The organism is Streptomyces jumonjinensis, from assembly GCF_009600885.1.
Lineage (GTDB): Bacteria > Actinomycetota > Actinomycetes > Streptomycetales > Streptomycetaceae > Streptomyces > Streptomyces jumonjinensis.
In genome coordinates this window covers 955-27,235 of the sequence record NZ_VCLA01000170.1, presented here as the reverse complement: position 1 = coordinate 27,235, position 26,281 = coordinate 955, and the positions used below count along the sequence as shown (strand labels likewise).

The following is a 26,281-nucleotide window of genomic DNA, read 5'->3' as shown; positions in this document are numbered from 1 at the left end:
GACGTGGATGTGCGGGAGTATCCCGCCGGTGCCGGGGTCATGGGCGAGGATGCCCGCACCGAACGCCTCGACGTTGGTGACGTACGTCTTCGCCCAGACCGGTGCGTCCGGGTCAGCGAGCTCCTCACAGGCACCCACGATCTCGGCCTCCGAGAAGGCTCCGATGAACGAGGGGATGTAGCCCTGCCGTACGCCGTTGTCCTGGCAGAAGGTGGACAGCGCCTCGAAGAAGTCCTCCCCGTGGTCGAAGGTGACGCCGAAGGTACGGCCGACAGTCAGCTCATGAGCACGCGTGTGCGGGTGTCTCCTGTAGAGGTGGGGCCAGCGGGCGGAGGCGGTGGTGAAGGTCTCGCGGACCGCCGACCCGTCGGCGCCCTGGGCGAGCAGGGCGTGCAGCAGGAGCCGCGCCTGGTACGGACCGACGTCTCCGGCACCGATGAGTCCTCGTCCGAGGAGGTCCTTCTCGGAACCGGGGAATCCGTACGTGTCGGACAGGACCGGGCCGTTGCCGATGCGGGGGTGGTCCGAGGAAGGCCAGCACAGCGGTGGCGGCGCAGAGGTCGGCCCCGCGCCTGCGGGGGTGGTTCGAGCATCAGGAGTGCGGCGTCGCGCCGGTCCGCGTCGGCCCCGCGCCTGCGGGGATGGTTCACTCGGTGTCGTACTCGGCCCGGCGGCGGCCGGCGGGTCGGCGCGGGTGCCGCCTCGGTACAGACTCCAAAAATCACCCATCCCGCATCTCGTTCAAGATGCAATGTCAATAGCCCTTATGGGCTAGTCATTTTGGGCTACTGCCGGGACGCTATCCAGAGGCGATCGCCGCCGGGCGCGACTGGGCTGAACGGGAGGCTCCTCGGGTGACATCGAATCCCCTCTCTGACTCCTCCGAACCGGAACAGCGGCACCACGCAGACCCGCCCGTTCCCTGGTGGGTAGCCGTCCTGCTGATCACCATCGCCGTCGGGGCGTACGTGATTCTGGTCGTGTTCGGAAAGCAGGACGGCGGGAGTACGGCGGGCTCGCTCGGCGCACTGCTGACAGGTCTGCTGGTCGTATTGGGTATCGGACGCCGGCGGTAGGCACCGACCACTCCCTGCCCGGCGTTTCCGGGCCTCACCCGGCAGCGGTGGCCGAGGAGCCGCTCTGGTCCGCCGCTGATCCGGTGGCCGACCTCCTCGCGGGTGTCCTACGGTGCCTATCGGGTCTCGACCATCGAAGGGGGCGCTGACATGGCTGCGGGGGCGGATCTCCTGGCGCGGATCGCCGAGCGGCGGGCGGGGGTGGGGGATCCTCGGGAGTTGGTCGGGGAGTTGCGGCGGGCTCTGGTGCTGGTGCCCCTGGACGGCGGGGGGTTGTGGACGGCGGAGTTCGGCGGGGTGCGGTGGGTCTGCGGGTTCACCGACCAGGAGGCGCTCGCGCGGTTCGCGGCGGCCCGGGGGGAGTCCGGGCGGGAGTGGGAGTTCGCCGAGGTGCGCGGGGCCCGGTTGCTGGATGAGGTCGTTCCGGCGTTGGGGGCGCCCGCCGGGGTGGCGGTCAATGTCGCGGACGGGGCCGGATCGATGCTGTTTCCGCCGGTGGCGGGCATCGTGCCGGACACGGTAGCCGTGGACGTGGACGTGGAAGGTCGGGGCTGATGGGGGGCGGAGCCGAGGATCTCGGCGTCGGCAGGGAGAGCGTCCAGCGGATCACCCAGGGCCTGCGGGCCGCGATCGCCGAGTTGGGAGAGATCGGCACCGGCACCGGGTCGCTCATGGGCAAGGGGCTCTCGGAGCTGTCGATGACGGGGATGGAGGCCGGGCACCCTGGCCTGTCGACGGAGTTCGAGGACTTCTGCGAGCGCTGGGAGTGGGGCGTACGCGCCCTGGTCCAGGACGCGAACACGATCGCGGCGAAGCTGGGGCTGGCGGCCGGGCTGGTGTGGGAGGAGGACCGGTACGTCGAGGGCACGATGAAGATCGCGCTGAACGCGGCCGTCGGGAATCCACACGCTTCCGAGGACGAGATCACCCGGCAGAAGTGGGGCGATGTACTGAGGCCCGACTATCTGGACCCGGACTACAGCCGGGAGTCGTTCGAGCGGGCGGCGGACGAGGCCGGCCAGACGTGGCAGGACACCGGTCGGGCGGTGCTGACCGAGGGCATCGGCGGCCGGCGTACGAGCGCGATCAACGATCTGGTCGGGGTCGATCAGGGGCAGTTCGACCGGGCGGTGGACGAGACGTTCGGGCCGTCGCCGGCGGAGCGGGCACAGCAGCAACAGCAACAGCAACAGCAACAAGAGCAGGGCGACGGGGAGAGCTGAGCCGTGGGCATCGGGGACATCGTCAGTGATCTCACGCCGGATTCGGTGGAGAACACGATCGAGAAGGGGACCGAGTGGGTCGGCGACCGGGTCGAGGACGCCGGGGACTGGACCGCCGACCGGCTCGACGACGTCGGCTGGGAGTCCGGCTCCGACTGGGTCCGGGACAAGTCCCGCTCCCTCGCCAACCGCATGGGCGCCCAGGTCGACGAGCTCGATCTCGGGCAGAGCGAGGACAAGACGAAACTGGTCCATGGATCGCCGTCGAAGCTCCGCTCCAGCGCATCCCATCTCAAGGATCTCCAGAAGGCGTTCGACAACGTCGGCAAGGGCCTCGGCGGACTGGACTCCTCCGCGCTCAAGGGCCAGGCCGCGGACGCCTTCCGGGCGACGGTGAAGATCGAGCCGCCGAAGTGGTTCAAGGGCGCGGACGCGTTCGGGAAGGCCGCCGGAGCGCTGGAAGCCTTCGCCGGGACGGTGGAGTGGGCGCAGGGGCAGGCGCAGACCGCGATCGACAAGTGGAAGGCCGGGACGAAGGCGTCCGAGGACGCCCTGGACGCGCACAAGGCGAAGGTCGACGCCTACAACAGCGCCGCCGACCGCTATAACGCCCAGCCCGCCGACCAGCGGGATCCCTCATCGCTTCCGCCGAGGCCGGGTGAGTTCACCGATCCGGGCAAGGCGCAGATGGAGGAGGCCCAGGAGCTCATCGCCGAGGCCCGGAAGCAGCGGAACACCGCCGCCGAGACCGCCCGCGGCGCGGTGGCCGCGGCACGGGACGCGGCGCCTCCCAAGCCGTCGTACGCCGCGCAGATGGCGGACGGCCTGGCCGAGTACGAGATCCTTCAGACCCACGCCGGCGCGGGCATCGTCAAGGGGACCGCCGGGCTGGTGAACTTCGTCCGCAGCGTGAACCCCGTCGACCCGTACAACATCACCCACCCCGCCGAGTACGCCCTCGCGCTCAACAACACGGCCGCCGGGCTGGTCATGGTCGCCAATGACCCCTGGGGCGCGGGCAAGCAGATGATCGACGGGTTCATGAAGGACCCCGCCGAAGGGCTCGGCCGGCTCGTCCCCGATCTGCTGCTGACCGCCGCGACCGGCGGCGCCGGAGCCGGTGTCAAGGTCACCCGGGTCGCGAAGGAGGCCGCCGATCTCGCAGGCGCCCGCCGGGCGGTCGACGACGCGCCGCCGGGGACCAGCAACCGTACCGACGACGACAAGACCACCACCGGCACCGACCCCGTCGACCTCGCGACCGGCCGGATGTTCCTCCCCCAGACCGATGTCGTCCTCCCCGGCACCCTTCCCCTCGCCTTCACCCGCCGTGTCGAATCCGGCTACACCCAGGGACGTTTCCTCGGCCCCTCCTGGTCCTCCACCGTCGACGAACGCCTGGAGATCGACGCGGCCGGCGTCATCCACATCACCGCCGACGGCCGTCTCATCGCCTACCCCCACCCCGTCCCCGGGGTCCCCACCCTCCCCGAGAACGGGACAGCTCGCGATCGGCTGGCACGGGACGCGAACGGCGACTACACGATCACCGGCCCCGAAACCGGACATATACGCCACTTCACTGCACCGCCCGGGACCGGCCCCGGCGACGACGGCCGCGCCTGGCTCGTCCAGATCAGCGACCGCAACCAGAACACCATCACCATCGACCGCACCGACGACGGCACCCCCCTCGCCCTCGTCCACTCCGCCGGCTACCACCTGGCGCTCACCACCGCCGACGGCCGGCTGACCGGCCTCTGTCTGGTCGACGGCGACGAGATCCACCCGGTACGGACGTACGGCTACACCGACGGCGACCTCACCACCGTCACCAAGCCCTCCGGCGCCGTTCTCACCTTCGAGTACGACGAGCACCACCGGGTCACGGCCTGGATCGACTCCAATGACAGCCGTTACGACTACGCCTACGACGACCGGCACCGCGTGATCGCCGAAGGCGGCGAGGCCGGTCACTTCCGGCTCACCCTCTCCTACAGCGACCCCGATCCCGCCACCGGCCACCGCACCACCACCCTCACCACCGCCGAGGGCCACACCACCCGCCACCTCATCGGCGACGGCTGCCGCGTCCTGGCCACCACCGACCCCCTCGGCCACACCACCCGCCACACCTACGACACCCGCGGCAACCAACTCACCCGCACCGACCCGCTCGGCCGCACCACCGCCTACACCTACGACGAGAACGGCCGGCCCACCGCCGTCACCCGCCCCGACGGCAGCGAAGCACGCGGAGTGCGTGATGAGTTCGGGCTGGTCACAGAGTTCACCGGCCCGGACGGCGTCCGCTGGCAGCAGGAGTACGACGAACGCGGCAACCGGACCTCGGCCACTGACCACGCCGGGAACCGGACGGCGTACGTCTACGACGACAGCGGCCGGCTCGTCTCGGTCACCGACCCGCTGGGCGCCGTGACCACGGTCCGCTGCGACCGGGCGGGGCTGCCCATCGAGGTCGTCGATCCCCTCGGCGGCACCATCCGTCACACCTACGACGCCTTCGGCCGCGCCGTACGTGTCACGGACGCCCTCGGCCAGACCACCGCCCTCGAATGGAGCGCCGACGGCGAGCTGTCACTCCGGACGAGACCCGATGGCTCGACCGAGTCCTGGACGTACGACGGCGAGGGCAACTGCACCAGCCACACCGACCCACTGGGCCAGACCACCCGCTTCGCCTACACCCATTTCGATCTCCTGAGCGTCCGCACCAACCCTGACGGGGTCCGCTACGAGTTCGCCCACGACGCCGGGCTCCGTCTGACACAGGTCACCAACCCCCAGGGCCTCACCTGGTCCTACGCCTATGACCAGGCCGGACGCCTGACGTCGGAGACCGACTTCGACGGACGCGTCCTCACCTACGCCCTCGACGCAGCCGGACAGGTCACCAGCCGTACCGACGCCCTCGGCGCAGAGATCGCCTTCCTGCGCGACCCCCTCGGCCGGGTACTCCGCAAGGACGCGGCGGGGCAGGTGACGACCTACGCCTACGACCCGGCCGGACGCCTGACCCACGCCGCCGGCCCGGAGAGCGAGCTGATCCACCAGTACGACCGGCGCGGACTGCTCAAAACGGAGATGGTCGACGGCCGGGTCACCACCTACGGATACGACGCTCTCGGCCGCCGCACCCACCGCATCACCCCCACCGGCCAGCGCACCGACTACGGCTACGACGCCGCCGGACGGCGCATTCATCTCACCGCGGGCGAGCGCCGCATCACCTTCACCCGCGACGCGTCCGGACGCGAACGCGAACGTGCCTTCGGCGACACCCTCACCATCACGTCGGCCTGGGACCCAGCGGGCCGACTCACCGACCAGCGTCTCACCACGGGCGACCGCACGCTGAACCACCGCGCCTACACCTACCGCGCCGACGGCCATCTCACCGCCGTCGACGACTCCCTGCGCGGCCGTTCCCGTTTCGACCTCGACGCCGGGGGCCGGGTCACGACCGTGGCGGCCGAAGGCTGGACCGAGTCCTACGCCTACGACGAGGCCGGCAACCAGAGCAGCGCCTCCTGGCCCGCCTCCCACCCCGGCCAGGAAGCCACCGGACCCCGCACCTACACCGGGACGAAGATCACCCGGGCCGGCGGCGTCCGGTACGAACACGACCGGGCCGGCCGCATCACCCTGCGCCAGAAGACCCGTCTGTCCCGCAGACCCGACACCTGGCGCTACACATGGGACGCCGAGGACCGTCTCACCGCCGTCACCACCCCCGACGGCGCCCGCTGGCGCTATCGGTACGACCCGCTGGGCCGCCGCACCGCCAAGCAACGCCTCTCCGACGACGGTGCGACAGTCGTCGAGGAAACCCTCTTCACCTGGGACGGCGCCACCCTCTGCGAACAGACCGCCACCGCGCCGGAGCTGCCGAACCCCATCGCCCTCACCTGGGACCACCAGGGTCTGCGACCGCTCGCCCAGACCGAACGCATCCTCGACGCCCACGCTCCCCAGTCGGTGATCGATCAACGCTTCTTCGCCATCAGCACCGATGTCATCGGCACCCCCACCGAACTCATCGACGAGACGGGCGAACTGGCCTGGCACACCCGCACCACCCTCTGGGGCGCCACTGCCTGGAACCGCGACGCCACCGCCTACACCCCCTTGCGCTTCCCCGGCCAGTACCACGACCCCGAAACCGGCCTCCACTACAACTACTTCCGCCATTACGACCCTGAGACCGCCCGATATCTGACACCGGACCCACTGGGCCTGGCACCGGCTCCGAATCCGGACACCTACGTACACAATCCCCACACATGGACCGACCCGCTGGGACTGGCTCCACGATGCCTGAACGACACAGGCAAGGAGGGCAAGGACACAAACGAAAACTTCACGCCGGGTTCAGCAGAAGGGCAGCAGCTGGCCGATCAACTACGCAGAGAATCTGCGGAATCCATCTTCAACGAGAATGGATGGCTCACTCCACAGGCCATCACAGATTCCCGCCGAGTGATCGCCGGCGAGGATATCGGCAACCCAGTGGTGCGCGATCTCATGACCTCTGACGGCAGCCAAATCAGCGATTGGGGCAAGTACAGCACGAGGACGCACCAGTCACCTTATGGCGACTTCCAGGTGCATTATTATTACAATCCCGAGACGGGAAGAGTTTTGAACTATGACTACAAGGTCGTCATGAACAGAAGGTGATGCACATGCGCGCCCGCTTCACACCTCCACAGACATCGGACTCAGAGATCTTGCAGGGTATCGACGCCCTCAAAGAGGGGCGAGAGTATGTAATCCTTGAGATTTTTGCTCGCCGCGGAAAGAGCGCACTATTCCGGGTCGAATTCATCGAGGGAGAGGATTCCGCGCTCTTCGACAGCAGAGCGTTCACGGTGACCTCCCACGCCTTGCCATCGGCATGGCGTTACTTCCAGTTCGATACCGGATCATTCGCCTTGCGTCCGGAATCATGGAATCAGCCGGGATTCTGGGAGTCCTATTACGATCACCAGCGGCAGGCGCTTGAGGTTTATGAGACGGAGAAGCGAAATATCCTCTCCTCTTCATGAAGCTCATGAAGCCCATGTAGCGACCAGGGTCACGAGCCGGTGAACCCTGATTTGATGTGATGGTCCGTCGACTCTCGTCAGGAGCGGTGGCGTGCCTGGGTGCCCGATCTGCGACACAGGACTGTCGCCTGCGGCCATTCCATGGCCGAGGAGGCTCCGGATCAGGTCGCCGAAGCCCTCCAGGACCTGCTCAGCCGGTGAAGTCGGCAGGAGCGGGCGGCTGGTTGGCGGGGGCATGGTGGGTCAGGGACCGTCGAGGCCGAAGACGGTGCCGAACGGGTCGACGAGTTGGCAGACGCGGCGGCCGGGTTCGACGTCGAGGGGGCCGCGGTGGTGGGTGCAGCCGGCCGTGAGGAGGCGCTCGCGTTCGGTGTCGAGGTCTTCGACCGGCCAGTAGGGGACGGTGCTTGCCCCATGGGGGTTGGCCTCGGGGGAAGCGGGGTGGAAGCCGAGCTCCAGGCCGCCGAGGTCGAGCCAGGCGTAGACGGAGGCGCCGTTGACGTCCAGTTTGACCTCGGCCGCGAAGATGCCGCCCCACCAGCGGGCGGCGGCTTCGGGGTCGTCGACGAAGATCATGACGGTGCGGATGCCGTGCAGCACTCGGCGGTTCTCCTCTGCGTCGGGGAGCGGCCCATGAGGCCCATGCGGCCCATGAGGTCCGGGGCAAAGGGCCCGGAGTCGCCCCTGGACGGGCTCAGGCTCGGGGTCCAGTGTCCCCGGTCGGAGGTTCGCCGGTGGTTCGGGCCCTGTCGCGACCGGTCGGCGGGTGTTCACGGCCGGCGGGGGCGGCGAAGGGCGGCGTGTCCTGGTGGCAGACGGCGCCGGGGGGTGGGAGGGCGCCGTCGATGAAGTAGCGGCTCTCGTGGTCCGCGACGCAGCGGCTGGGGTTGAGCAGTGAGGTGTGACCGTATCCGTCGAGGGTGAGCAGGCGGGCGTCGGCCAGTTCGCCGGCCAGGGCCTGGGCGCCCGGGTAGGGGGTGGCGGGGTCGTAGGCGGGGTTGACCAGCAGGACGGTCGCCCCCGTGGGGGTGTTCCACGGGCCGGTGTAGGGGTCGACAGCACTGGCCGGCCAGGTGGCGCACGGCTCCGCGGCCCAGGTCCAGAAGCGTCCGGCGTCGCCCGCGCGGACGGCGGCGGCCTCCTCCAGTGCGTGGTACGCGCCGGGGTCCCGTGGATTGGGGCTGTCGGAGCAGAGCACGGCGCCCGCCTGTTCATCGCCCAGATACGGAAGCGGGAAGGGCGGGGGCGGCGGTGCGGGCTGCTTCGGGGCGCGGCCCTGCCACAGGTCCTGGAGCCTGGCGGCGAGGTCCGTCCATCCCGGGTGGACCACATAGAGACCGTTCACCACGTCGGCGACGGTCCTGCCGTAGGTCCACGCGCCCCGCGGACGCTCCTTCAGCCGCCGCGTCAGCCGGTCGAACTTGGCCCGGGTCGCATCCGGGTCGCCCGCGGAGAAGGCGCAGCGGGCGGGGGCGGCGGAGCCGCACAAGGCGAGGAAGCGGTCCAGGGTCGCCGCCGCGCCCAGGTCCGAGCCCATGCGCAGAAAGATCGGGAGCCGGGGTTCGCCGGGCGAGGCGTTGTCCGTCCAGGCCCGCGGGTCGATGGCGCCGTCGAGGGTCATGGCGCGGACCCTGCCGGGGAAGAGGGCGGCATAGGAAGCGCCCAGGAACGAGCCGTAGGAGACCCCGAGATAGTTGAGCCGCGGCTCGCCCACCGCCTGGCGGAGCCGGTCGAGGTCGCGCGCGGTGTCCGCGGTCGACACATGGCGCAGGAGTTCGGGATCGCGCTGCTCGCAGAGCCGGCCCAGTTCGGCGTACGCGGCGATCCAGGCCGCCCGCTGCTCCGCGCCCGCGGGGAAGCCGGCCGGTTTGCGGGCCGCCCAGGCGTCGGCTTCCCGGGTGCTGTCGAAGCACCGTACGGGGGTGCTGTTGCCGACCCCGCGGGGATCCCAGCTGACGATGTCGAACCGTTCCCGTATCTCCCGGGGGAAGAACTCGTACCACTGCGGCATCTGCACGGTTCCCGGGCCGCCGGGGCCGCCGGGGTTGAAGAACAGGGTCCCGACACGCCGCCCGGGGCCGGTCGCCTTCCGTCTGACGACCGCCAGATCGATGGTGCGACGGCCGGGATCGACGTAGTCCAGCGGCGCGGTCGCGCTCGCGCAGTCGAACGGGCTGCCGGGGACGCAGGGTCTCCAGTTCAGCCGGGGCACGGACTCCGGAGGCGACGGCCCGCCCCCGGCCGGAGCGAGGCTCGGCTCGGTGAGGACCGTCGAGCAGATCACCGCCGCCGCGAGGACCGCCGCGTAATGCCGGCGGCCCGCCGCCGACCCGGGTATGCGCATGCTCCACCCTCCTCTTCCACCCCTCAACAGCACCCCGGCCCGGCGAGGCGCGCAATCCGGCCGCGGCCGAACGCGGCCCGGCGATGCGCGGTCGCGGGCCGTGCGCCGGTCCGGTCCGGTCCGGTCCGGTCCACAGGCCCATCCGGGGCACCCGGGCCCCTCGCCGGAGCGCCGCCCCGGCCCGGCCCGTGCGGCTGGCCCAAGCTGGCGGGGTATCGGGGGCGGTGGGTTTCCAGGGAGGGCGGACACGGTCGGCCCACGGAGGAGGACCGGTGAATCCATGGGCTGTCATCGCGGCGGGCGCGGTGGTCGCCGGCTACGCGGCGGTCTCGCGCCGCCTGGCCGCGACGGCGGTCTCCGGTCCGATGGTGCTCGTCACCTGCGGCCTGGCGATCGGGCCGCTGGGGCTCGATCTCGTCGATCGCGCCCATGACGCCGAGGTCACCCGGACGCTGCTGGAGAGCGCTCTGACCCTGGTGCTGTTCACCGGAGCCGCGTCGGTCCGGCTGCCGGAGCTCCGCAGGGAGAGCCCGCTGCCGGTGCGGCTGCTGGCGGTCGGACTGCCGCTGACCATGCTGCTGGGGTGGCTCGTGGCATGGGCCGTACTGCCCGGGCTGAGCGTCTGGGAGCTCGCGGTGGTCGGCATCGTCCTCGCCCCCACCGACGCGGCACTCGGCCAGCAGGCCGTGGCGGACAGACGGGTCCCCGCTCTCGTACGGCACGGACTCAATGTCGAATCCGGGCTCAACGACGGCATCGTGCTGCCGTTCTTCGTGCTGGCCCTCGCGGCGGCAGGCGGCGGACACGGCGGCCGTCAGGGCCCGCTCGCGGCGTTCCTGCTCGCCCTCGTGGCCAGCAGCGCCATCGGGCTGGCGGCCGGCTGGCTGGGCGCGCGGGTGCTGCGCTGGTCGGCGGTCCGGGGCTGGAGCGCCACGGGCTGGCGGCAGATCCTGGTCCTGACCGTGCCCATCACGGCCTACGCGCTCTGCGTCGTGATCGACGGCAGCGGATTCATCGGGGCCTGGACCGCGGGCCTCGCCTTCGGCGCCGTCGTGCGCGCCAGCACGCCGGACGGGCGACCGCCCGCCGATGAGGCAACCACCGCCACCGCCGCCGATGACGACCTCCGCCGCAACATCGCGTTCAGCGACCGGCTCGGCGAACTGCTGGCCGCGCTGAGTTTTCTGTTCTTCGGCGCCGTGATCCTGGGGCCCGTACTGGAGCACGCCGACTGGCGGATGCCGCTGTACGCCGTGCTCAGCCTCACCGTCATCCGGATGCTTCCCGTCGCCGTCTCCCTCATCGGCTCCGGGCTGCGTACGCCCACCGTGTCCTATATCGGCTGGTTCGGCCCGCGCGGGCTCGCGTCCGTGGTGTTCGGGCTGATCGCCTTCGAGGAACAGCTCCCCGGTCCGGAGCTGCTCAGCGGTGTCGTCGCGGTGACCGTTGCGCTCAGTGTCTACGCGCATGGGGCGTCGGCCGCGTTCCTGGGATCCCGCTACGGCTCCTGGTACGCCGACACCCTGCGCCACACCCCGGAGCTGCGGGAGAAGGGGCCTGTGCCGTAGCCGCGTCGACCGTGCCGTGCCGGGCGGCTCGCCCATCCGGTGGCCCCTCGCGTCCCTCGCGTCCGCCGCGTCCCAGGCCCGCAGGGCAATACGGCTAGGGATGTCCGCCGGCTGGATCACCGCGGCTACCGCGCTGGGGCCGGGGTTCGGGGATGGTGGCGATGAGGATCTCGGCGGCCTGGGTGATGTTCCCGACGTTGACCGCGCGGGCCATCGCGACGCGTGCGGCCTCGGGCGTCGTGTCCGGGGGCACCACCAGCAGTGCGAAGTGGTCCTGATCGCCGCGGGTGATCAGGACGGTGTCGTCGCCGACGGGGTCGGAGTCGAGGTGGACGACCCGGCCGTCGATGATCAGACGGGTCGGGAGGCCGTTCCAGGCGGAGGCGTCCACGCCGACGCGGGTGATGGGCCCGAGGTGCTCGGCCAGCGCGCTGATCAGGGGCGGAAGCTCGGTCTCGATGTCACGGGTACGGGGCCACCACGCGCCGTCGAGGACTCCTTCACGGGAGTGAGTGGTCTCCAGCCGCAGCAACGCCGTACCGGGCTCGACCGCCTCGTGGATCGCATCCGGCAGGGACAGCGGGGGTGTGTGCGGTGTGTCGGAGTCAGCCATGTCGATCCGCCCGTCCACGAGGTCCGGCCGCACCCCGTCAAAGGCCGACGCTCAGCCTCGATGGGCGCTGTGCTGCCGTGATCTCACGGTACTCCCCGTGCCCGCGCCACCGCTCGCCACAGCGGTCCCGCCCCTGCCAGGCACGGGAAAATACCTGGTCGCAGCCGGGTCAGGGCCCGCCGAACAGGCGTACAGTCACAGGTACCGGGAGTACTTCGCACACCGGCTTCCATGCGGGTGTCATTCCTGGCGATCACGGAGAACCGGGCTGCCGACGAGCAGCCCGGGGGCAGGTCCGCACCATGACCATGACCCTCGGCCGGACCGCGCCTCGCGACCTCGCCCCAGAGCTCCCGGCACGCCTGTCCCTCACGCCGAAGACCACCCTCGCCGGCCAGCTGGACGGGGCCTGGTGGCCCCGCTCCCGCGATCTCGAAGCCGAGCTCCCGCCGCTGGCCGCCGCACTCGACGGAGCCTGGGGGCGGATCACGCGCGTCACCGTGAACCCCGCCCGCTGGCCCGTCATCCCGCACAAGGTTCCCGTCGCCGGACGCACCGTACGCGTGGGCTGGTTCACCGAACAGCACCCCGACAAGCTGATCCTGCTGTCGTTCCACGCCGGCCGCTGGGATCTGCTGGTGATCCCGCCCGAGACCGAGCCGGCCGCCGCGGCCCGTCTCATGACCGCCGCAGCGATCCCCGGAAGCGTCCTCACCGCCGGAACCCTGATGGCCGACGAAGCCGCCGTCAGCCGCGGCATAGGGGACGCCCGAAGCCGCGAGGACGCCTGGGAGACCGAAGGCGGCGCCTGCGGGTCGCCCTCCGGGCCCCTCACCGGGCGGCAGGCTCCCCCCGTACCCGGAAACACCCGGCGATGAGCACGCGATGGGCGGGACGCCGCAGGCGTCCGGCCCATCGATGTGTCGCCCGCCGAAGACCCGCCCAAGACCCGCCCAAGACCCGCCGAAGAAAGGACGCCCCCTTGAAAGCCACCTTGGAAACCCATGGCACGGAGACGCTGCCGACAGCCGGACACGCCGAAGTCCGTATCGTCGCCGCCTCGCCCGAGACCGCCCGCGCGGTCGCCGAAGTCCTGCGCCACTGCTTCGCCGGGACCGAACAGCGCAGCTACCCCGCCCCCGGCGGCGGCACCCGGCTCCACCTCACCGTCGACACCGGGACCGGGACCGGGACCGCGGCCGGACCCGCCCGCACCTGGCTGGCCACCAGTCGGCCTCCCACCGGCGTCGGCGCCCACGCGGAAGAGGCTTGACGGACGGAGGAGGCTTGAGAGCTGCGCACTCGGTGCGGCGCGGACGTTTCGTAACGTCACGCACATGTCCGTCGTTCGCCCGATCCCCGGAGCGGCCGGGGACGCGATGCTGAGGTTCTCGCTCGGTGCCCGTCCGGCGAAGAGGCCCTGACGCCCTGTGGACCGGACATGAGCCGCCGACAGCGGGATTCCCCCTGCCGAAAAGAGTCCCCCATGCGCCCGTTCACCCACCCGCTCTCCCGTGCCCTCGGCGCGGCGGTCGCCGCCTCGACCGTGCTCGTCCTCGGCGGTGGCGCCGCCCAAGCGGCCACGCCCTCCGGCGAGTTCGAGATCGCACCCGGCAACAAGATCTGCAAGAACCAGTCCTGGACCTCCTGGAACGGCCGCACCAGCCTCAAGGTGACGAGCACCGGCTCCCTGACCGTCGTCAAGGACGGCAGGACCGCCTGGACCGCCCCCGGCACCGCCGGCAAGGGCCAATGCGCGGTCTACACCGAGACCGGCGATCTCGTCGTCACCAACGCGGCGAACTCCGCGGTCTGGTCCGCAGGCACCGCGCATACGTACGGCTGGATACAGGTCCAGAACGACGGCAACGTGGTCGTCCACGGCTTCTACGGAAACCCGGTCTGGCACTCCGCGACCCACGACTGACGGCGCCGGCCCATTGGTGGGCGTCCGGGATCACTTCTCGCGGGCGGCGTGCCGGGCGACGGCGTCCGGGAGGTCGGCGCGGATCGCGGTGATCAGCGCGTGGCTGGCCTCGCGGACGGCGGTGCTGCCCTCGACGGGGCTGGTGCCGGCGCGCTGGCGCAGGACGACGCCGAGGATCAGACGGGAGGTCCCCGCGATCTTCTGGGTGGCGGCCCACATGAAATTTCCGCCCGCCGGGGTGGTGGTGCCGGTCTTCAGACCGATCACACCGTCCCGGCCGAGCAGCCTGTTGGTGTTGCGGATCTCCGTGCCCGCGCCGGGGGCCGTGACGGCGCGGGTGGCCACGACCTGGCGGAAGGCGGGGTCCTTCATGACGGCGCGGGCCAGCTTCAGCTGGTCCACCGCGGTGCTCTTCGTACTGGCCTCCATGCCGCTCACCCCGGTGTAGACCGTGCGGTTCATACCGAGTGCGGCGGCGGCCTCGTTCATCTTCCCGACGAACTTCTTCTGACCGCCCGCGTCCCAGCGGGCCAGCAGACGCGCCACATTGTTGCCGGACGGCAGCATCATGAGCTCCAGCAGCCGGCGCTGGGTGTACTCGCGCCCGGCCAGCACGGGGGCCGTCGTCTCGACGGTCGAGAACGACTCGTCGGCGGCCCGCTGGTCGGCGACGATCTTCGCCCCGGCGGCGCCGGGGCGCAGCGGATGGTTCTTGAGGATCACATAGGCGGTCATGACCTTGGTGACGCTGGCGATCGGTACGGGGGTCTGCTCGCCCACGGCGCCGAGACTGCCGATCCCCTCGACCTCCACGCTCGACTGGCCCTCGGCGGGCCAGGGCAGGTCCATCTCCTTCGCCACGGGAGCCAGGGGGGTCAGAGGAGCCAGGGGGGTCGTGGGGTCCGCGGGGGCCAGGGGGGTGCCGCCCGGGCCGGGCTGTCCGCCGCCGCCGGCGGCGTACCAGCCGCCAGTGCCGGTCACGAGCACGACGGCGGCGGCGGACAGCGGTACGAGAACGGAGCGGCGGAAGCGGAAGCGGAGGCCGAAGCGGGCCACCACGGGGCGGACACCGGCTCCGGAATCGGAGCGGGAGCCGGTTCCGGAGTCGATGTCGGTTCCGGTGTCGGCTCCGGCTCCCGCTCCGGCTCCCGCTCCGGAGCGGTTGCTGTGGTCGACGGACATGAGGCACCTCCAGGGAGACATGTGCGGTTCCCGCACCTGAATCACCTTCGGTGAGTCGTTCTTCCGGACCCGCGCGACGCCGTTTCCACCGCCGCGAGACCCCGTTTCGGTTCCGTTTCAGACCGTGCCCGGGGCCAGTTCGAGGGTGGCGACCGCGCCCTGAGCCGGGTCGTTCGCGAAGGTCAGCCGCGCCCCGAGGACCGCCGCCTGCCCCTGCGCGACGGTCAGCCCGAGGCCGTGCCCGCGCCCGCGCTCGCTCGCGCCGGTACGGAAGCGCCGGGGGCCCTCGTCGAGCAGCACGGCGGGGAAGCCCGGCCCGTGGTCGCGTACGACGATCCGCGCGCCCGTGACGGTGACCTCGACCGGAGCGGCGCCGTGCCGATGGGCGTTGGCGACCAGGTTGACCACGATCCGCTCCACCCGGCGCGGGTCGGTCTCCACCGTCCGGGCGGCCCCGGCGGCGACCCGGGTGTCCGTCCCCGTCCGCCGCACCACGTCGGCGACCAGCTCGCCCAGCGGCACCGCGTCGACGCGGGCCCGCTCGGCGCCCGCGTCGAGCCGGGAGATCTCCAGCAGGTCCTCGATCAGCGCGTTCAGCGCCCGCACCCGGTCCCGTACCAGCTCGGTCGCCTCGTCGCCCTCCGGGAGCAGTCCGGCGGCGGTGACCAGGCCCATCAGCGGGGTACGCAGCTCATGCGCGACATCGGCGGTGAAACGCCGCTCGTTCTCCAGCTCGCGCTGGAGGGCCCCGGCCATCTCGTCGACGGCCGCCGACATCTCGGTGATCTCGTCACGGGCCCGTCCGGTGCGGCCGATGCGGGCGTCGAGATCGCCGTCGGCGATCGCGCGGGCGGTGCGCGCGCCGTGGCGCAGCCGCCGGTTGATGGGCTCGGTCGCGAGGGCTGCGAGCGGAACGACGACGGCGAGGGCGGCGAGTACGGAGGTGATGATGGAGCGGTCCAGGAGCTGGAGACCGCGCTCCTCGATCATCATGTCGTTCCGTACGACCAGCACCTGGTCGCCGACGGCCGCCGCCCCCCACATCCAGTGGTGGTTCGGGCTCTTGACGTCGTACCAGACGCCGTACCTTCCGCCCCGGCTCGTCTCTTCGGCCAGGTCGCGCGCCAGCGGCTCGGGCAGCTGGTCCGGTGTCCTGAGGTCGGCGTCGGTCGGCCGCTTCCCCGTACGGGCGTACTCCTTCTCCACCGTGGCCAGATGGGTGAGGACCCGGTCCTGCCCCACTCTCAGCCCGCGGTCGCGGGTCGCGTCATGGACCAGGAAGCCGATCACGGCCGCGACCGCGCAGCAGGCGGCGGCGGCCAGCCCGGCGATCTTCCAGCGCAGGGCGCGGGGGTTGAGGAGGTCCATGCCGTCAGTGCCCGCCAGTTCCCGTCAGTGCCCGTCAGTGCCGTCGGTGCCGTCAGTGCCGTCAGTCGCGGACGAGTTTGTAGCCGAAGCCCCGGACGGTCTCGATCCGGGTGCTGCCGATCTTCTTGCGCAGCCGGAGCACGCACAGATCCACGACGCGGGTGTCGCCCTCCCAGCCGTAGTCCCAGACGTCGCGCAGCAGCCGGAGGCGGTCGAGGACCGCGCCGGGGGCGGCGGCGAACTCCAGCAGCAGACGCAGCTCGGTGGGGGTCAGCGGGACGGTCCGGCCGGCCCGGCGCACCTCGAAGCCGAGGGTGTCCACGCTCAGGTCACCGAAGACGAGCAGCCCTTCGGCGGCATTGGCTCCGCCGGCGGTCCGGGCCGCTGTGGCCGGGTGCCTCTGAGATGGCTGAAAGGTGGCGCGGCGCAGCAGGGCGCGGATGCGGGCGACCAAGACGGCGGTGTCGACCGGCTTGATCACATAGTCGTCGGCGCCCGCCTCCAGCCCGGCGACGACGTCGAGGGCGTCGCCGCGCGCGGACATCATCAGCACCGGGACCGGGCTCTCTTCGCGGATACGGTGGCACAGGCCGATCCCGTCGAGCTCGGGCAGCATCACATCGAGGATCAGCAGATCGTGTCGGCCCGCACCGTGTCCGCCCGCACCGTGTCGGCCCGCGCGGAACGCCTCCAGGCCGCTGAGTCCGTCGGCGGCCACGGCGACCTGGTAGCCGTAGCGTTCCAGGGCCAGCTGGACGGCGCGGCGGATGACGGCGTCGTCCTCGACGAGGAGCACGCTGACGGGGTTCGGGACCCGGGCTTCCGACACGCTGCCTACTTGGCCGTAATGAGTCATTCGTCGCTCGCATCGTAGTCAGTCGGCCGGTCCCCCCGATGCCCGGACGGGGGCCGGGACAAGCGGGGCCGGGTCACAGCCGCAGGGAGGCCGCCACGGGAAGGTGGTCGCTGCCGGTGGCGGGCAGGGTCCAGGAGGAGAGCGGGGTCATCCCCTTCACGTAGACGTCGTCGATCCGGACCACCGGGAACGCGGCGGGCCAGGTGAAGCCGAAGCCGTCCCCGGCCTCCCGCTGCGCGGAGCGCAGCTGCGAGGTGACCGGGGCCAGCGCCCCGTCCTGGGCCGTGCCGTTGAAGTCGCCCAGCACCACGACGCGGGGCAGCGGCTCCGCCCGTACCGCTGCGGCCAGCGCCCGGGCCGCCTCGTTGCGGCGGTCCGCGGTGAAACCGGCGGCCGGGTGGACCCGTACCGACGCGAGATGGGCGGCGTAGACGGCGACGGGCCCCTCCGGGGTCTGTGCGGTGGCCCGTACCGCACGGGTCCACGGCATGATCGGCACCTCTTCCACCTCCCGGAGCGGGTGCTTGCTCCACAGGCCGACCCCGCCGCGCACCTCGTGGTGCGGATAGTCGGCGGCCAGCTCACGCTCGTAGACCTCCGCGGCCCGCGCGGGCAGCTCCTCCAGCGCCAGTACATCCGCGTCCGCGTCCGCGAGGACGCGCGCGGTCCGCACCGGGTCCGGGTTCGCCTCGTCCACGTTGTGGCTGACCACCGTCAGATCGCCGCCGCCGGAGCGTTTGTCGGTGAGCGCGCCGCCGAAGAGCGCCCCCCAGACGACGGCGGGCGCGAGAGCCGCGACGGCCGCGGTCCGGGAGCGGCGGACGGCCGCCAGCGCGAGCAGGACGGGCACGCTGAGGCCCGTCCAGGGCAGCAGCGTCTGGAAGAGGCTGCCGAGGTTTCCGACCGTGTTCGGGACGTGGTCGTGCAGCGCTGTGAGCGCCGCGCAGAGCAGCGCGGCGGCGGTGAGCCGACGCCCGGCACGCCGGCGGCGGACAGCGGTAGGGCTCGAAGCGGCGGACGCCGCGCCCGGGACGGCGGGCCCCACGCCCGCAGCCGCGCGCCCGGTCTCCTCAGTGGGCGCGGACGCCCTCGGCGAGCTCAGCACGGCGCGTGTCTCCCAACGTCTCGTACACCGGGACCGGGTACGTCCACAGACTCCGGGAGTCACACTTCCGGCAGGTCAGGGCAGTGCTTCAGGCACCGCACGGCTCTGTATCAGCTGGGTATCGACGGGCGTGCCCGGGACCGTCCGGGACCGCCCGGACCCGGGCGGGAGCTCAGCGCGGCACCGCCAGATAGTAGGGCCGGTTGTGCGCGGCCACCGGCGGCGACTGAGAGGTCCAGGCACCGGCGGGCGGGGCTTCGCCGATGAGCCGGGTCAGATCGCGGCCGATCCCGGAGGCCGTGTCCTGGACGGCGAGGCGTACGCGTCCGGCGGCGGCCGGGTCCGCGAGATCGTGCCAGCGGTAGGGCTGGTAGACGTTCATCGGCCCGGCCAGCGCCCGCCCGGCGGCGTCGGTGCCGTACCCGGTGGTCGGCGTGGTGTTCACGGGCACGGCGGGCAGACCGGTGAGATCCGCCGTGAAGGAGAACAGCTCGCCGTCCTGGCGCTCGACGCCGCCGTCCGCGCCGAACCCGGCCGCCTTGCAGCGAATGCTCCAGACCTCCGTGGCGGGCCCGTTGAGGGAGGGCGTATCCGTCTCGAACCAGCCCGGATACTTGGGCTCCGCGTAGATCCCGCGCCCCGCCTCGATGGCGAGCGCGTTGTCGCACAGTACGTGGATACGCGCGATGCCGAGCAGTTTCGTCTGGTCCCAGCCCTGCGCGTACTGCGCGTAGCCGATGTCGGGGAGCCGCCCCTCGTCCCCGGCGGGGAAGGCGACGATGTTGTACTCGATCTCCTGGGTGACGCCGCCGCCGGACGCGTACTGGGCGAAGTACAGCTGATAGTTGAGCGACACCAGCGCCCGCCCCGCGAACTCCGCCGCGCTCAGCGCCGGATGGTGTTCGGCGAGCAGCTCGCGGACGGGGGCCGGGTCGACGAGATAGTCCAGGCCGATGGTGTGCAGCGCCCCGTAGTGGAAGGGGAGCTGAAAGGGTTCGGGCACCGGCGGCGGGGTCAGCGGGCTCATGCGTGCGCTCCAGGGTTGAGAACGGCGAGCGGGCGGTCCCGTTCGGTCAGCTCGGCCTCGATCCGCTCGGCGCTGCGCAGCGCGAGGGCGGCCATGGTGAGGGTGGGGTTGGAGGTGGCGACGGACGGCATGCTGCCGCAGCCGACCGCGTACAGGCCGGGGTGGTCCCAGCAGCGCTGCCATGAGTCGACGACGGAGGTGGCCGCGGAGTCGCCCATGATGTGGGTGCCCGCGGCATGGCCCGCGCCCCGGAACGCATAGGTCCGGCCCCGGTGTTCGAAGCGGCCGGCCCATGCCTCGGCCGGTTCGTACGCGGTGCGGTCCTCGGCGCCGAGAAGCCCGAAGATCTGGTCGGAGACCGTCTTCGCGGCGGCGATGCCGTCCCTGACATGGGTGTCGAGACCGTACGTCGCCACGGGGCGCGGCAGGCCCAGCGCATCGCGGAGCACCGGGTCGAGGGTGATCCGGTTGGCCGGGTCGGCGCCCTGCTCCAGCTCGAACTGGAGGGTGAACTGCCGTCCGACGCGGTCCCGGAGGGCATGGCGCAGCTCCGTGCCGAGGAGCCCCCGGCCCAGCAGTTCGGCGACGTCGCCGTCGACCGGGCCCTTGGCCCAGGCCCATCCCCAGTTCCCGATCTCGATGCGGAACGGGGCGCGGGCGCGGCGGGCGGGACCGGCCCGGAATCCTTCGAGACCGGAGGTGGAGGCCGGTCCCCGGTACGGTCCGGCCTGCTCGGGCAGCAGCCCCCAGGTGAGCAGTACCGGGTGGTCCATGAGGTTGCGGCCGACCTGGTCGCTGCGGCCGGCGAGATCGGAGAGCAGCAGGAGCCGGGCGTTCTCGATGGCGTGCGCGGCCAGGACGACGACATCGGCGTACGCGGTGTACGTGGTGTGCGCGGTGTGCTGCCGGGTCGCGCCCGAGCCGCCGTCGTACGAGCCGCCGGACCCGCCGCCGTACGCACCACCGCCGCCCTCGTACGAGAGGTACTCCACGCCCACGGCCCGGCCGGTCCCGTCCACCAGCACCCGGCTGACCACCGCGCGGGCGGTCAGCGTCACGGACGGGGCCCAGCGTGCCTGCGTCTTGAGCGGCGTGTACTTCGCGTACGACGGGCAGTGCGGGACACAGGTCGCGCTGCCCGCGCACCGGCTCGCCGGATCGGGCCGCCCGTGCGCGCCGATGGGGACGTATCCCCTGCCGCCGTCGTACTCCGGGTCGGGTGTGCTGTTGCGCCCCTGCGGGGTCCCGGTGACGCGGAGCTCCACGGGGTCCGGGGAGCCGGGGTCGCCGACCCGCCGACCGTCCAGCCGGGCGGCGACGGCCCGGTCGAGCCGGCTCGGCGGGATGGGCCGCATGGGGTAGACGTACCCCTCGGGGAAGGGCAGGCCGAGCCGCTCGCGCTGTTCGCCGGCGTCGGCGGCCACGCCGATCTCCCGTTCGGCGGCGCGGTAGTACGGTTCGAGGTCGGCGTAGGAGATCGGCCAGCGGCGGCCGTAGCCGAACGCCTCGGTGTCGAAGTCCTCGGGCAGCATGCGCGGGGTGAGCCCGGTCCACACGTTGCCGGTTCCGCCGTTGACCCGGAGATAGCCGCTGCTGTACGGGAGCTCCCCGCGCTGGACGAGATGTCCGGCGGACCGGTAGCCGCCGCCGGGCAGTCCGGTCACATCGGTGCCTCCGGGCCAGGCCGCGGCCGGATTCTCCCGGTACGGGGAGTCGGGCATCTTCACCGGGGCGGTGAGATAGCGCTCCAGCGCCTCGCGGTGGGCCCGCTCCGGGTCGGCGGCCCGCTCGCCGGCCTCCAGCACCAGGACGCGCCGGCCCAGCTCGCCCAGCCGCCGGGCGAGGATCGAACCGGCGATCCCGGCCCCGACGACGATGACATCGTACGGCTGGGAACGCCGCTGCGGCGTCGGCGTCTGGTTCACCGGCCTGCCCCGTCCGCCGGGGCGGGCGGCTCGGACCAGCCGTCGAGCGGGGCGGGCGGCTCGGTCCAGCTCCCGAAGCCGGGCGCGGAGACGCCGGGGGCCGCTACGCCGACCGCCCGCCAGACCAGCCCCTCCGCATAGGCCCGTACGGAGACCGTGTACGGCCCCCGCCCACCGGCGAGCCCCGGCCAGCGGCCGGTGTACCAGAGCTGCACGACGGCGCGGGTCAGCTCCGGATCACCGTCCGGGTCACCCTGATGACCTGGGCCGCCCTGATCCCCTCCGGCGAACCGCGCGTACCGATCCTCGCCCGCCTCGGCGGCCGTCAGGGCCCGGTACTCGCCCACCAGCCCGGTCCCGTACAGCGTCTCGGCGTCGAACCCCGTCAGCGTCTCGGACACGGCGACGAAGGCACGCTCCGCCGCCCCGCGCTCGTCCCGCACCCGCACAGTGCTCACCTCTGCCCCGTCCTGATCCCTGACACGCTGGCGATCAGTGCCCCGGCACCGGGCCGCCCATGCGCGCGCGGCGAAGGTTGTCCGAAAGGCTCGCCCCGTACCCGGCCCGTACCCGGCCCGTACCCGGCCGGCGAACGGACGGCGAACGGACGGCAGACAAATGAACGACGGACTAGAGTCGTTGCACCACCGCTGGTCGGGGACCGGCGGCCGATCGCGGGGACGACGGGCCCCAGGGGGAGGGCCTGCGCGATGAGTCGTCGCTCCAACGGGTTGATCGGCGTCTGGGCCGAGGCCCAGCGCCAGCGGCAGCGGCAGCAGGAGGCACAGGAACGTGCCCGCATCCAGCGGCAGCGCGATCTCGACCGGCAGCAGCGGGCCCAGGAACGCGAAGTGGCACGGACCCAGCGCGAGCAGCAGGCGGCGTACCGGCGGCATCGGGAGGCGGACGCCAGAGCGCGGACCGAAGAGCTGGACGCGCGGGTCGACGCCCTGGGAAACCTGCTGGCCGCCGGGTGCCGCGCCCCCTCCTTCACCGTGTCCGCGCTGACCCGTTCCGAAAGGATCGAGCCCTTCTCCCCCGGCCCGCTCGCCCATCCCGTCCCTCTGCCCGACCCCGGCCTCTACCAGCAACAGCAGCAGAGCGGCTGGGCCTTCGGGGCGAACCGGCGGGCACAGGACGAGGCACGGGCGCGGTACGAGAGCGACTGGTACGCGGCGCAGACGGCGGAGACCCAGCGGCAGCACCAACTGGCCGCGTATCAGCGGCAGTACGACCAGTGGGCCGAGACGCAGCTGACGGAGATCCGCCGGCATAACGCGGGCGTCGCCGAGATGACGGCGGAGCTGCGCGACGGCGAGCCGGACGCGGTGGTGGAGTACTTCTCCGCCGCCCTGTACGCGTCCACGGCATGGCCCGAGGAGCTGCCGCGGCAGCTCTCCGCGGCGTATGACCCGGCCGCGCGCCAGCTGGTGATCGACTGGGAGCTGCCGGGGTACGACATCGTCCCGGAGGCCAAGTCGGTGCGGTACATGCCGACCGCCGATGAGGACCGGGAGACGGCCCGTCCGGTCGCGCAGCGCCGGTCCCTGTACCGCGATGTGATCGCTCAGTGCGCGCTGCTGGTGCTGCGCGAACTCTTCGCCGCCGATGGGTTCGGGGCGCTGGAGTCCGTCGCGCTGAACGGTTTCGTGGACGACCACGATCCGGTGACCGGGCGGCGGGCGCAGATCTTCCTCACCACGGTCATGGCGCAGCGTCCGGCCTTCGACCAGCTGCGTCTGGAGCAGGTGCAGGCGGTGGACTGCCTGGTGGACGGGCTCCGGGGCCAGCTGTCCGCGCGCCCCGACCAGCGCACGGCGGTACGCCCGGGGCGGCGGCCCGACGATGTCGGCGAGGGCGTCGTGTCCCATGGCGGGGAGGGGGACCCGGATCTATTCGAAATGGATCCGATCGCCTTCGAGTCACTGGTCGCGGAGCTCTTCCGCGCCATGGGGATGCGGGCGGTCACGACCCAGCGGTCGAACGACGGCGGCGTCGATGTGGACGCGATGGACCCCACGCCCATCCGGGGCGGCAAGATCGTCGTCCAGGTCAAGCGTTACCGCAACACCGTGCCTCCCACCGCGGTCCGGGATCTCTACGGAACGGTGCAGGACGCCGGTGCCAACAAGGGCGTCCTGGTCACCACTTCCCGCTTCGGCCCCGGGTCGCACGCCTTCGCCCATGGCAAGCCCCTGGAGCTGGTCTCCGGCGGCGAGCTGGTCGATCTGCTGCACCGCCATGGGCTGCGCGGGCGGCTGGGCGGCGGCGGGAGCGGGGGCGGGGGCGGGGTGCCGGCCCAGCGCACCGGGCCGGATGCGGCGGACACAGACGCGAGTACGGACACGGCTCCGGCTTCGGCTACGGCTACGAGCCCGGAACCGGCTCCGTCCTCCGCTCACCATGTGCTGGGGATGTCCTGGTCGGGCGAGGTCGCCCTGGACGTGTGCGCACTCGTCTGCCAGGGGCAACGGGTCCTGAGCGAGGACCATTTCGTGTTCTTCAACAATCCGCGGTGCCCCGAAGGGGCGGTCCGTGCGGCAGCCGCCGCCGGACCGGACAAGGCGGCGCTGCGGGTCGCGTTCGACGCGCTTCCCAGCGGCGCGGACCGGCTGGTGCTGGCGGCGGCGGTCGACCCCGTCGCCCATCCGGAAGCGGACCTCTCCGGATTCACCGACGCGCGGATCCGGCTCCTGGACTCGTCGGGGGCCGAGCTCGACCGGCTGCCCGTCTCCGACGGCCGCGCCGGGGAGACCGCCCTGGTCCTCGGCTCGTTCCGCAGACGGGCGGGCGGGGACTGGAAGTTCGTCATGGGGGGCAAGGGCTATCCGGGCGGGCTGGAATCCCTGGTCCAGGAGTACGGCATCGAGGTCGCCTGAGCCCGAGGCCGGGCCCGGGCCCCCGGGGGGCCTTCGATCCTCAGCGCGCCTCTGGAGCTCATCAGGACCGGAGGTCAGAGCTCAGCGATCAGAGCTCAGACTCAGGAAGGCGGTCCGCGACGGCTTCCGCGAGGGCCTTCATGCCCGCGTCATTGGGGTGGATCCCGTCCCCGAAGTCGTACGCGGGGGCCAGTTCGTCCCCATGCCCGGGGCGGGGATCGGCGAGGGCGCGATCGAGGTCGACCACCGCGTCATAGGCCCCGCTGGTCCGGATCCAGTGGTTCACGGCGTCGCGCACCTCCTCCTTCTCCGGGGTGTAGTAGGGCTGGTAGTTCTTGAAGGGGGTCATGGTGGCGCCGACCACCGTGACGCCGCGCTGCCGCGCCGTCCGGATCAGCTCCCGGTGTCCCGCGATGATCTGCTCGGCGCCGACCACGGGACGGACCGCGCAGCTCACATCGGGCAGCCCGCCGCCGCCGATGTCGTTGATGCCGATCAGTACGACGGCGGTACGGACGCCGGCCCGGTCCAGCACCTCGGGACGGAAGCGGGTAAGGCCCTTCTCGCCGAAGCAGCGGGAGTCGGTGAGGAGCATATTGCCGCTGATCCCGGCGTTGACGACGCCGAGACGCCGGCCGTCGGCGAGGAGCCGCTCGCTGAGCCGGTCCGGGTAGCGGCGGTCCGCGCCGGGCGTGGAGGCGTAGCCGTCGGTGATGGAGTCCCCGAAGGCGACGACGCTTCCCTCGGTGCGCGCCCCCGCCACCTCCACCCCGGAGAGGAAGTACAGCGACTGGGTGGTCTCCTGGCCGAAGGCCGCGCCCGAGGCGTCGCCCGCGCGGTCTCCGGAGGCGCGGTAGGAGGTGGCGAAGCCCTCCAGGTGGAAGGTGGCGGGGCCCGTGCCGGCGGCGAAGTAGAGGGTGAGGGTGAGCTTCTCCAGCGGCCGTACGGTCAGTGCCGCCGCGTCCGAGAGCCGCTCGGCTCCCGTGGGCACGACGGTGCCGGCCCGGCCGGAGAACCGCAGTTCCCGGAGGGTTCCGGCACGCACGGCGGCTCCCTCGGCCGTCTTGGCGACGGTCGCCCGTGCGATCTGGAGCGGCTGCCGTCCGTACCGGTTGGAGAGCCGGACGCGGAGTTTCGTGCCCGCGGCGGTGACCCGGACGGTCTGCCTCAGGCTCTGGTCGGAGAAGCCCTCCATGGACCAGTTGGGCCCGGCCCACGGCGGCGGCGGAACGGCGCGGTGGAGAGCGGAGCCCCAGGCGCTGGTCCACCCCGTATGCCCCCGGTCCTCGTCCCGGTCCCGGTCCCGGTCTGCGTTTCCGGCTCCGGCTCCGGCTCCGGCTCCGGCTGCTTCTCCGGCTCCGGCTGTGTCTCCGCCTCCGGCCGAGGCCGGGGCGGGTGCCATGGCCAGGGCGACCGCCAGACTCACAACGGCCGTGCAGACGCGTCCGGTTCTTGCCCTCATGAAAGTTCCTTCCGCGCAGGGGAACTCGACGCGCGTGAATCTACCGGCCGCCGGCGGCACGCGGAACTATCACCCGACCGCGTCCGCTCCGGCCCGCCCACCCGATGTCAGAACTCCGTCAGGGTCGTTCGCCGTCCCTTGAACCGGCCACGGGCGGCGCGTTGGATGAAGAACGTGAACAGCGCGTGGCTCCTTCTCGACCGGCCGCCTCATCAGGCGTCGCCCCGTCGTGCGCCCCGCTGCCGCCCGGAAGAGCCCGCCTCCCACTGACGCGTCTTCCGCGGCCCCGGGGCGCCGTGACCCCACCGGTCCGGCACCCCTTCCACGTACTCGTTCCCCGAACGCATTCGCCGAGCGCGTTCCCCGAACTCCTGAACACGGGACACCCATGAACGACTTGACCCTTTCCTCCCTCACCGGCCGTACGGTCCTGGTCACCGGCGCGACGTCCGGGATCGGTTACGAGACCGCCCGGCTGCTCGCCGAGCGCGGGGCCACGGTCCTGCTGCACGGGCGGACCGACGGCGAGGCCCGCGCCGCGGCGGACCGGATGATCGCCACCGCGGGCGTCAACGGCGAGCGGCTCTGCACCTACGGCGCCGACTTCGCCCTCCTCGACGAGGTGCACGCGCTGGCCGCCCGGGTCAACGCCAACCA

General features: G+C 72.0%; 22 protein-coding genes and 2 pseudogenes. 12 read left to right on the top strand and 12 right to left on the bottom strand.

From position 1 onward, the window contains the following. Positions 1-48: 48 nt before the first annotated feature. Positions 49-729 (bottom strand): annotated as a pseudogene (locus tag FF041_RS40580) (PCC domain-containing protein); the annotation flags it as partial. A 125-nt stretch (positions 730-854) separates the two neighbouring features. Between FF041_RS40580 and FF041_RS24950 the strand changes: the two are divergent. The 6 genes and pseudogenes from FF041_RS24950 to FF041_RS39320 all read left to right on the top strand — a co-directional run. Next, on the top strand, positions 855-1,076 hold the full coding sequence (locus FF041_RS24950) for a hypothetical protein (RefSeq protein WP_153524898.1): 222 nt from the start codon (positions 855-857) through the stop codon (positions 1,074-1,076). Positions 1,077-1,226: 150 nt separating this feature from the next. Then, positions 1,227-1,631 (top strand): hypothetical protein, encoded by a 405-nt coding sequence (locus tag FF041_RS24945; RefSeq protein WP_153524897.1) that lies wholly within the window; start codon positions 1,227-1,229, stop codon positions 1,629-1,631. Further along, positions 1,631-2,299, top strand: a complete 669-nt coding sequence (locus FF041_RS24940) for a hypothetical protein (protein WP_153524896.1) — start codon at positions 1,631-1,633, stop codon at positions 2,297-2,299. The genes FF041_RS24945 and FF041_RS24940 overlap by 1 nt, the downstream gene beginning before the upstream one ends. Before the next feature lie 3 nt (positions 2,300-2,302). Continuing rightward, a complete protein-coding gene (locus FF041_RS24935; RefSeq protein WP_323392643.1) occupies positions 2,303-7,000 on the top strand; it encodes a putative T7SS-secreted protein in 4,698 nt (1,565 codons plus the stop codon). Positions 7,001-7,005: 5 nt separating this feature from the next. After that, complete coding sequence (locus tag FF041_RS24930; protein ID WP_153524895.1) at positions 7,006-7,368, top strand: hypothetical protein; 363 nt, start codon at positions 7,006-7,008, stop codon at positions 7,366-7,368. A gap of 87 nt (positions 7,369-7,455) precedes the next feature. Then, positions 7,456-7,569 (top strand): annotated as a pseudogene (locus FF041_RS39320) (alpha/beta hydrolase); the annotation flags it as partial. A gap of 42 nt (positions 7,570-7,611) precedes the next feature. Here the strand turns inward: FF041_RS39320 and FF041_RS24920 are convergent. Together FF041_RS24920 and FF041_RS24915 are read right to left on the bottom strand one after the other, a co-directional pair. Then, entirely contained in the window at positions 7,612-7,968 is a 357-nt protein-coding gene (locus tag FF041_RS24920) for a VOC family protein (protein ID WP_323392641.1), read from the bottom strand. 94 nt (positions 7,969-8,062) lie between these two features. Further along, entirely contained in the window at positions 8,063-9,712 is a 1,650-nt protein-coding gene (locus FF041_RS24915) for an alpha/beta hydrolase (protein ID WP_153524894.1), read from the bottom strand. 272 nt (positions 9,713-9,984) lie between these two features. Between FF041_RS24915 and FF041_RS24910 the strand changes: the two genes are divergently transcribed. After that, a complete protein-coding gene (locus FF041_RS24910; protein ID WP_323392638.1) occupies positions 9,985-11,280 on the top strand; it encodes a cation:proton antiporter in 1,296 nt (431 codons plus the stop codon). A 94-nt stretch (positions 11,281-11,374) separates the two neighbouring features. On the opposite strand, the gene FF041_RS24905 is transcribed toward FF041_RS24910, so the two are convergent. Then, complete coding sequence (locus FF041_RS24905) at positions 11,375-11,893, bottom strand: DUF5994 family protein (RefSeq protein WP_153524892.1); 519 nt, start codon at positions 11,891-11,893, stop codon at positions 11,375-11,377. A gap of 302 nt (positions 11,894-12,195) precedes the next feature. Between FF041_RS24905 and FF041_RS24900 the strand changes: the two genes are divergently transcribed. The 3 genes from FF041_RS24900 (at position 12,196) to FF041_RS24890 (ending at position 13,820) form a co-directional block, all read left to right on the top strand. Next, complete coding sequence (locus FF041_RS24900; protein WP_153524891.1) at positions 12,196-12,771, top strand: DUF5994 family protein; 576 nt, start codon at positions 12,196-12,198, stop codon at positions 12,769-12,771. Between the two features lie 104 nt (positions 12,772-12,875). Continuing rightward, positions 12,876-13,166 (top strand): hypothetical protein, encoded by a 291-nt coding sequence (locus FF041_RS24895; protein ID WP_228388612.1) that lies wholly within the window; start codon positions 12,876-12,878, stop codon positions 13,164-13,166. A gap of 213 nt (positions 13,167-13,379) precedes the next feature. Next, positions 13,380-13,820, top strand: coding sequence for a hypothetical protein (locus FF041_RS24890; protein ID WP_194292168.1), 441 nt, complete (start codon positions 13,380-13,382; stop codon positions 13,818-13,820). A gap of 30 nt (positions 13,821-13,850) precedes the next feature. Here FF041_RS24890 and FF041_RS24885 read toward each other — a convergent pair whose 3' ends face one another. From FF041_RS24885 to FF041_RS24855, 7 genes are all read right to left on the bottom strand, one after another. Further along, positions 13,851-15,002, bottom strand: coding sequence for a D-alanyl-D-alanine carboxypeptidase family protein (locus FF041_RS24885; protein ID WP_153524889.1), 1,152 nt, complete (start codon positions 15,000-15,002; stop codon positions 13,851-13,853). 117 nt (positions 15,003-15,119) lie between these two features. Then, a complete protein-coding gene (locus tag FF041_RS24880) occupies positions 15,120-16,370 on the bottom strand; it encodes a sensor histidine kinase (protein ID WP_153524888.1) in 1,251 nt (416 codons plus the stop codon). Between the two features lie 61 nt (positions 16,371-16,431). Next, positions 16,432-17,226: a two-component system response regulator CseB gene (gene cseB, locus FF041_RS24875; RefSeq protein ID WP_153524887.1), complete on the bottom strand. Its 795-nt coding sequence runs from the start codon at positions 17,224-17,226 to the stop codon at positions 16,432-16,434. A gap of 73 nt (positions 17,227-17,299) precedes the next feature. After that, positions 17,300-18,271: an endonuclease/exonuclease/phosphatase family protein gene (locus tag FF041_RS24870; RefSeq protein ID WP_323392727.1), complete on the bottom strand. Its 972-nt coding sequence runs from the start codon at positions 18,269-18,271 to the stop codon at positions 17,300-17,302. A gap of 232 nt (positions 18,272-18,503) precedes the next feature. Beyond that, positions 18,504-19,358 (bottom strand): hypothetical protein, encoded by an 855-nt coding sequence (locus tag FF041_RS24865; RefSeq protein WP_153486396.1) that lies wholly within the window; start codon positions 19,356-19,358, stop codon positions 18,504-18,506. Next, positions 19,355-21,283, bottom strand: coding sequence for a GMC family oxidoreductase (locus FF041_RS24860; RefSeq protein WP_323392633.1), 1,929 nt, complete (start codon positions 21,281-21,283; stop codon positions 19,355-19,357). Before FF041_RS24860 ends, FF041_RS24865 begins: the two co-directional genes overlap by 4 nt. Beyond that, complete coding sequence (locus tag FF041_RS24855; protein ID WP_323392631.1) at positions 21,280-21,741, bottom strand: hypothetical protein; 462 nt, start codon at positions 21,739-21,741, stop codon at positions 21,280-21,282. Before FF041_RS24855 ends, FF041_RS24860 begins: the two co-directional genes overlap by 4 nt. Positions 21,742-21,993: 252 nt before the next feature. Here FF041_RS24855 and FF041_RS24850 point away from each other — a divergent pair, with 252 nt between their 5' ends. Continuing rightward, on the top strand, positions 21,994-24,162 hold the full coding sequence (locus FF041_RS24850; protein WP_194292167.1) for a restriction endonuclease: 2,169 nt from the start codon (positions 21,994-21,996) through the stop codon (positions 24,160-24,162). An 88-nt stretch (positions 24,163-24,250) separates the two neighbouring features. Here the strand turns inward: FF041_RS24850 and FF041_RS24845 are convergent, their stop codons facing one another. Continuing rightward, on the bottom strand, positions 24,251-25,624 hold the full coding sequence (locus tag FF041_RS24845; protein ID WP_153524885.1) for an SGNH/GDSL hydrolase family protein: 1,374 nt from the start codon (positions 25,622-25,624) through the stop codon (positions 24,251-24,253). Positions 25,625-26,012: 388 nt separating this feature from the next. On the opposite strand from FF041_RS24845, the gene FF041_RS24840 reads away from it, so the two are divergent. After that, the coding region (locus FF041_RS24840; protein WP_153525037.1) for an SDR family NAD(P)-dependent oxidoreductase at positions 26,013-26,281 on the top strand (269 nt) is incomplete at its 3' end.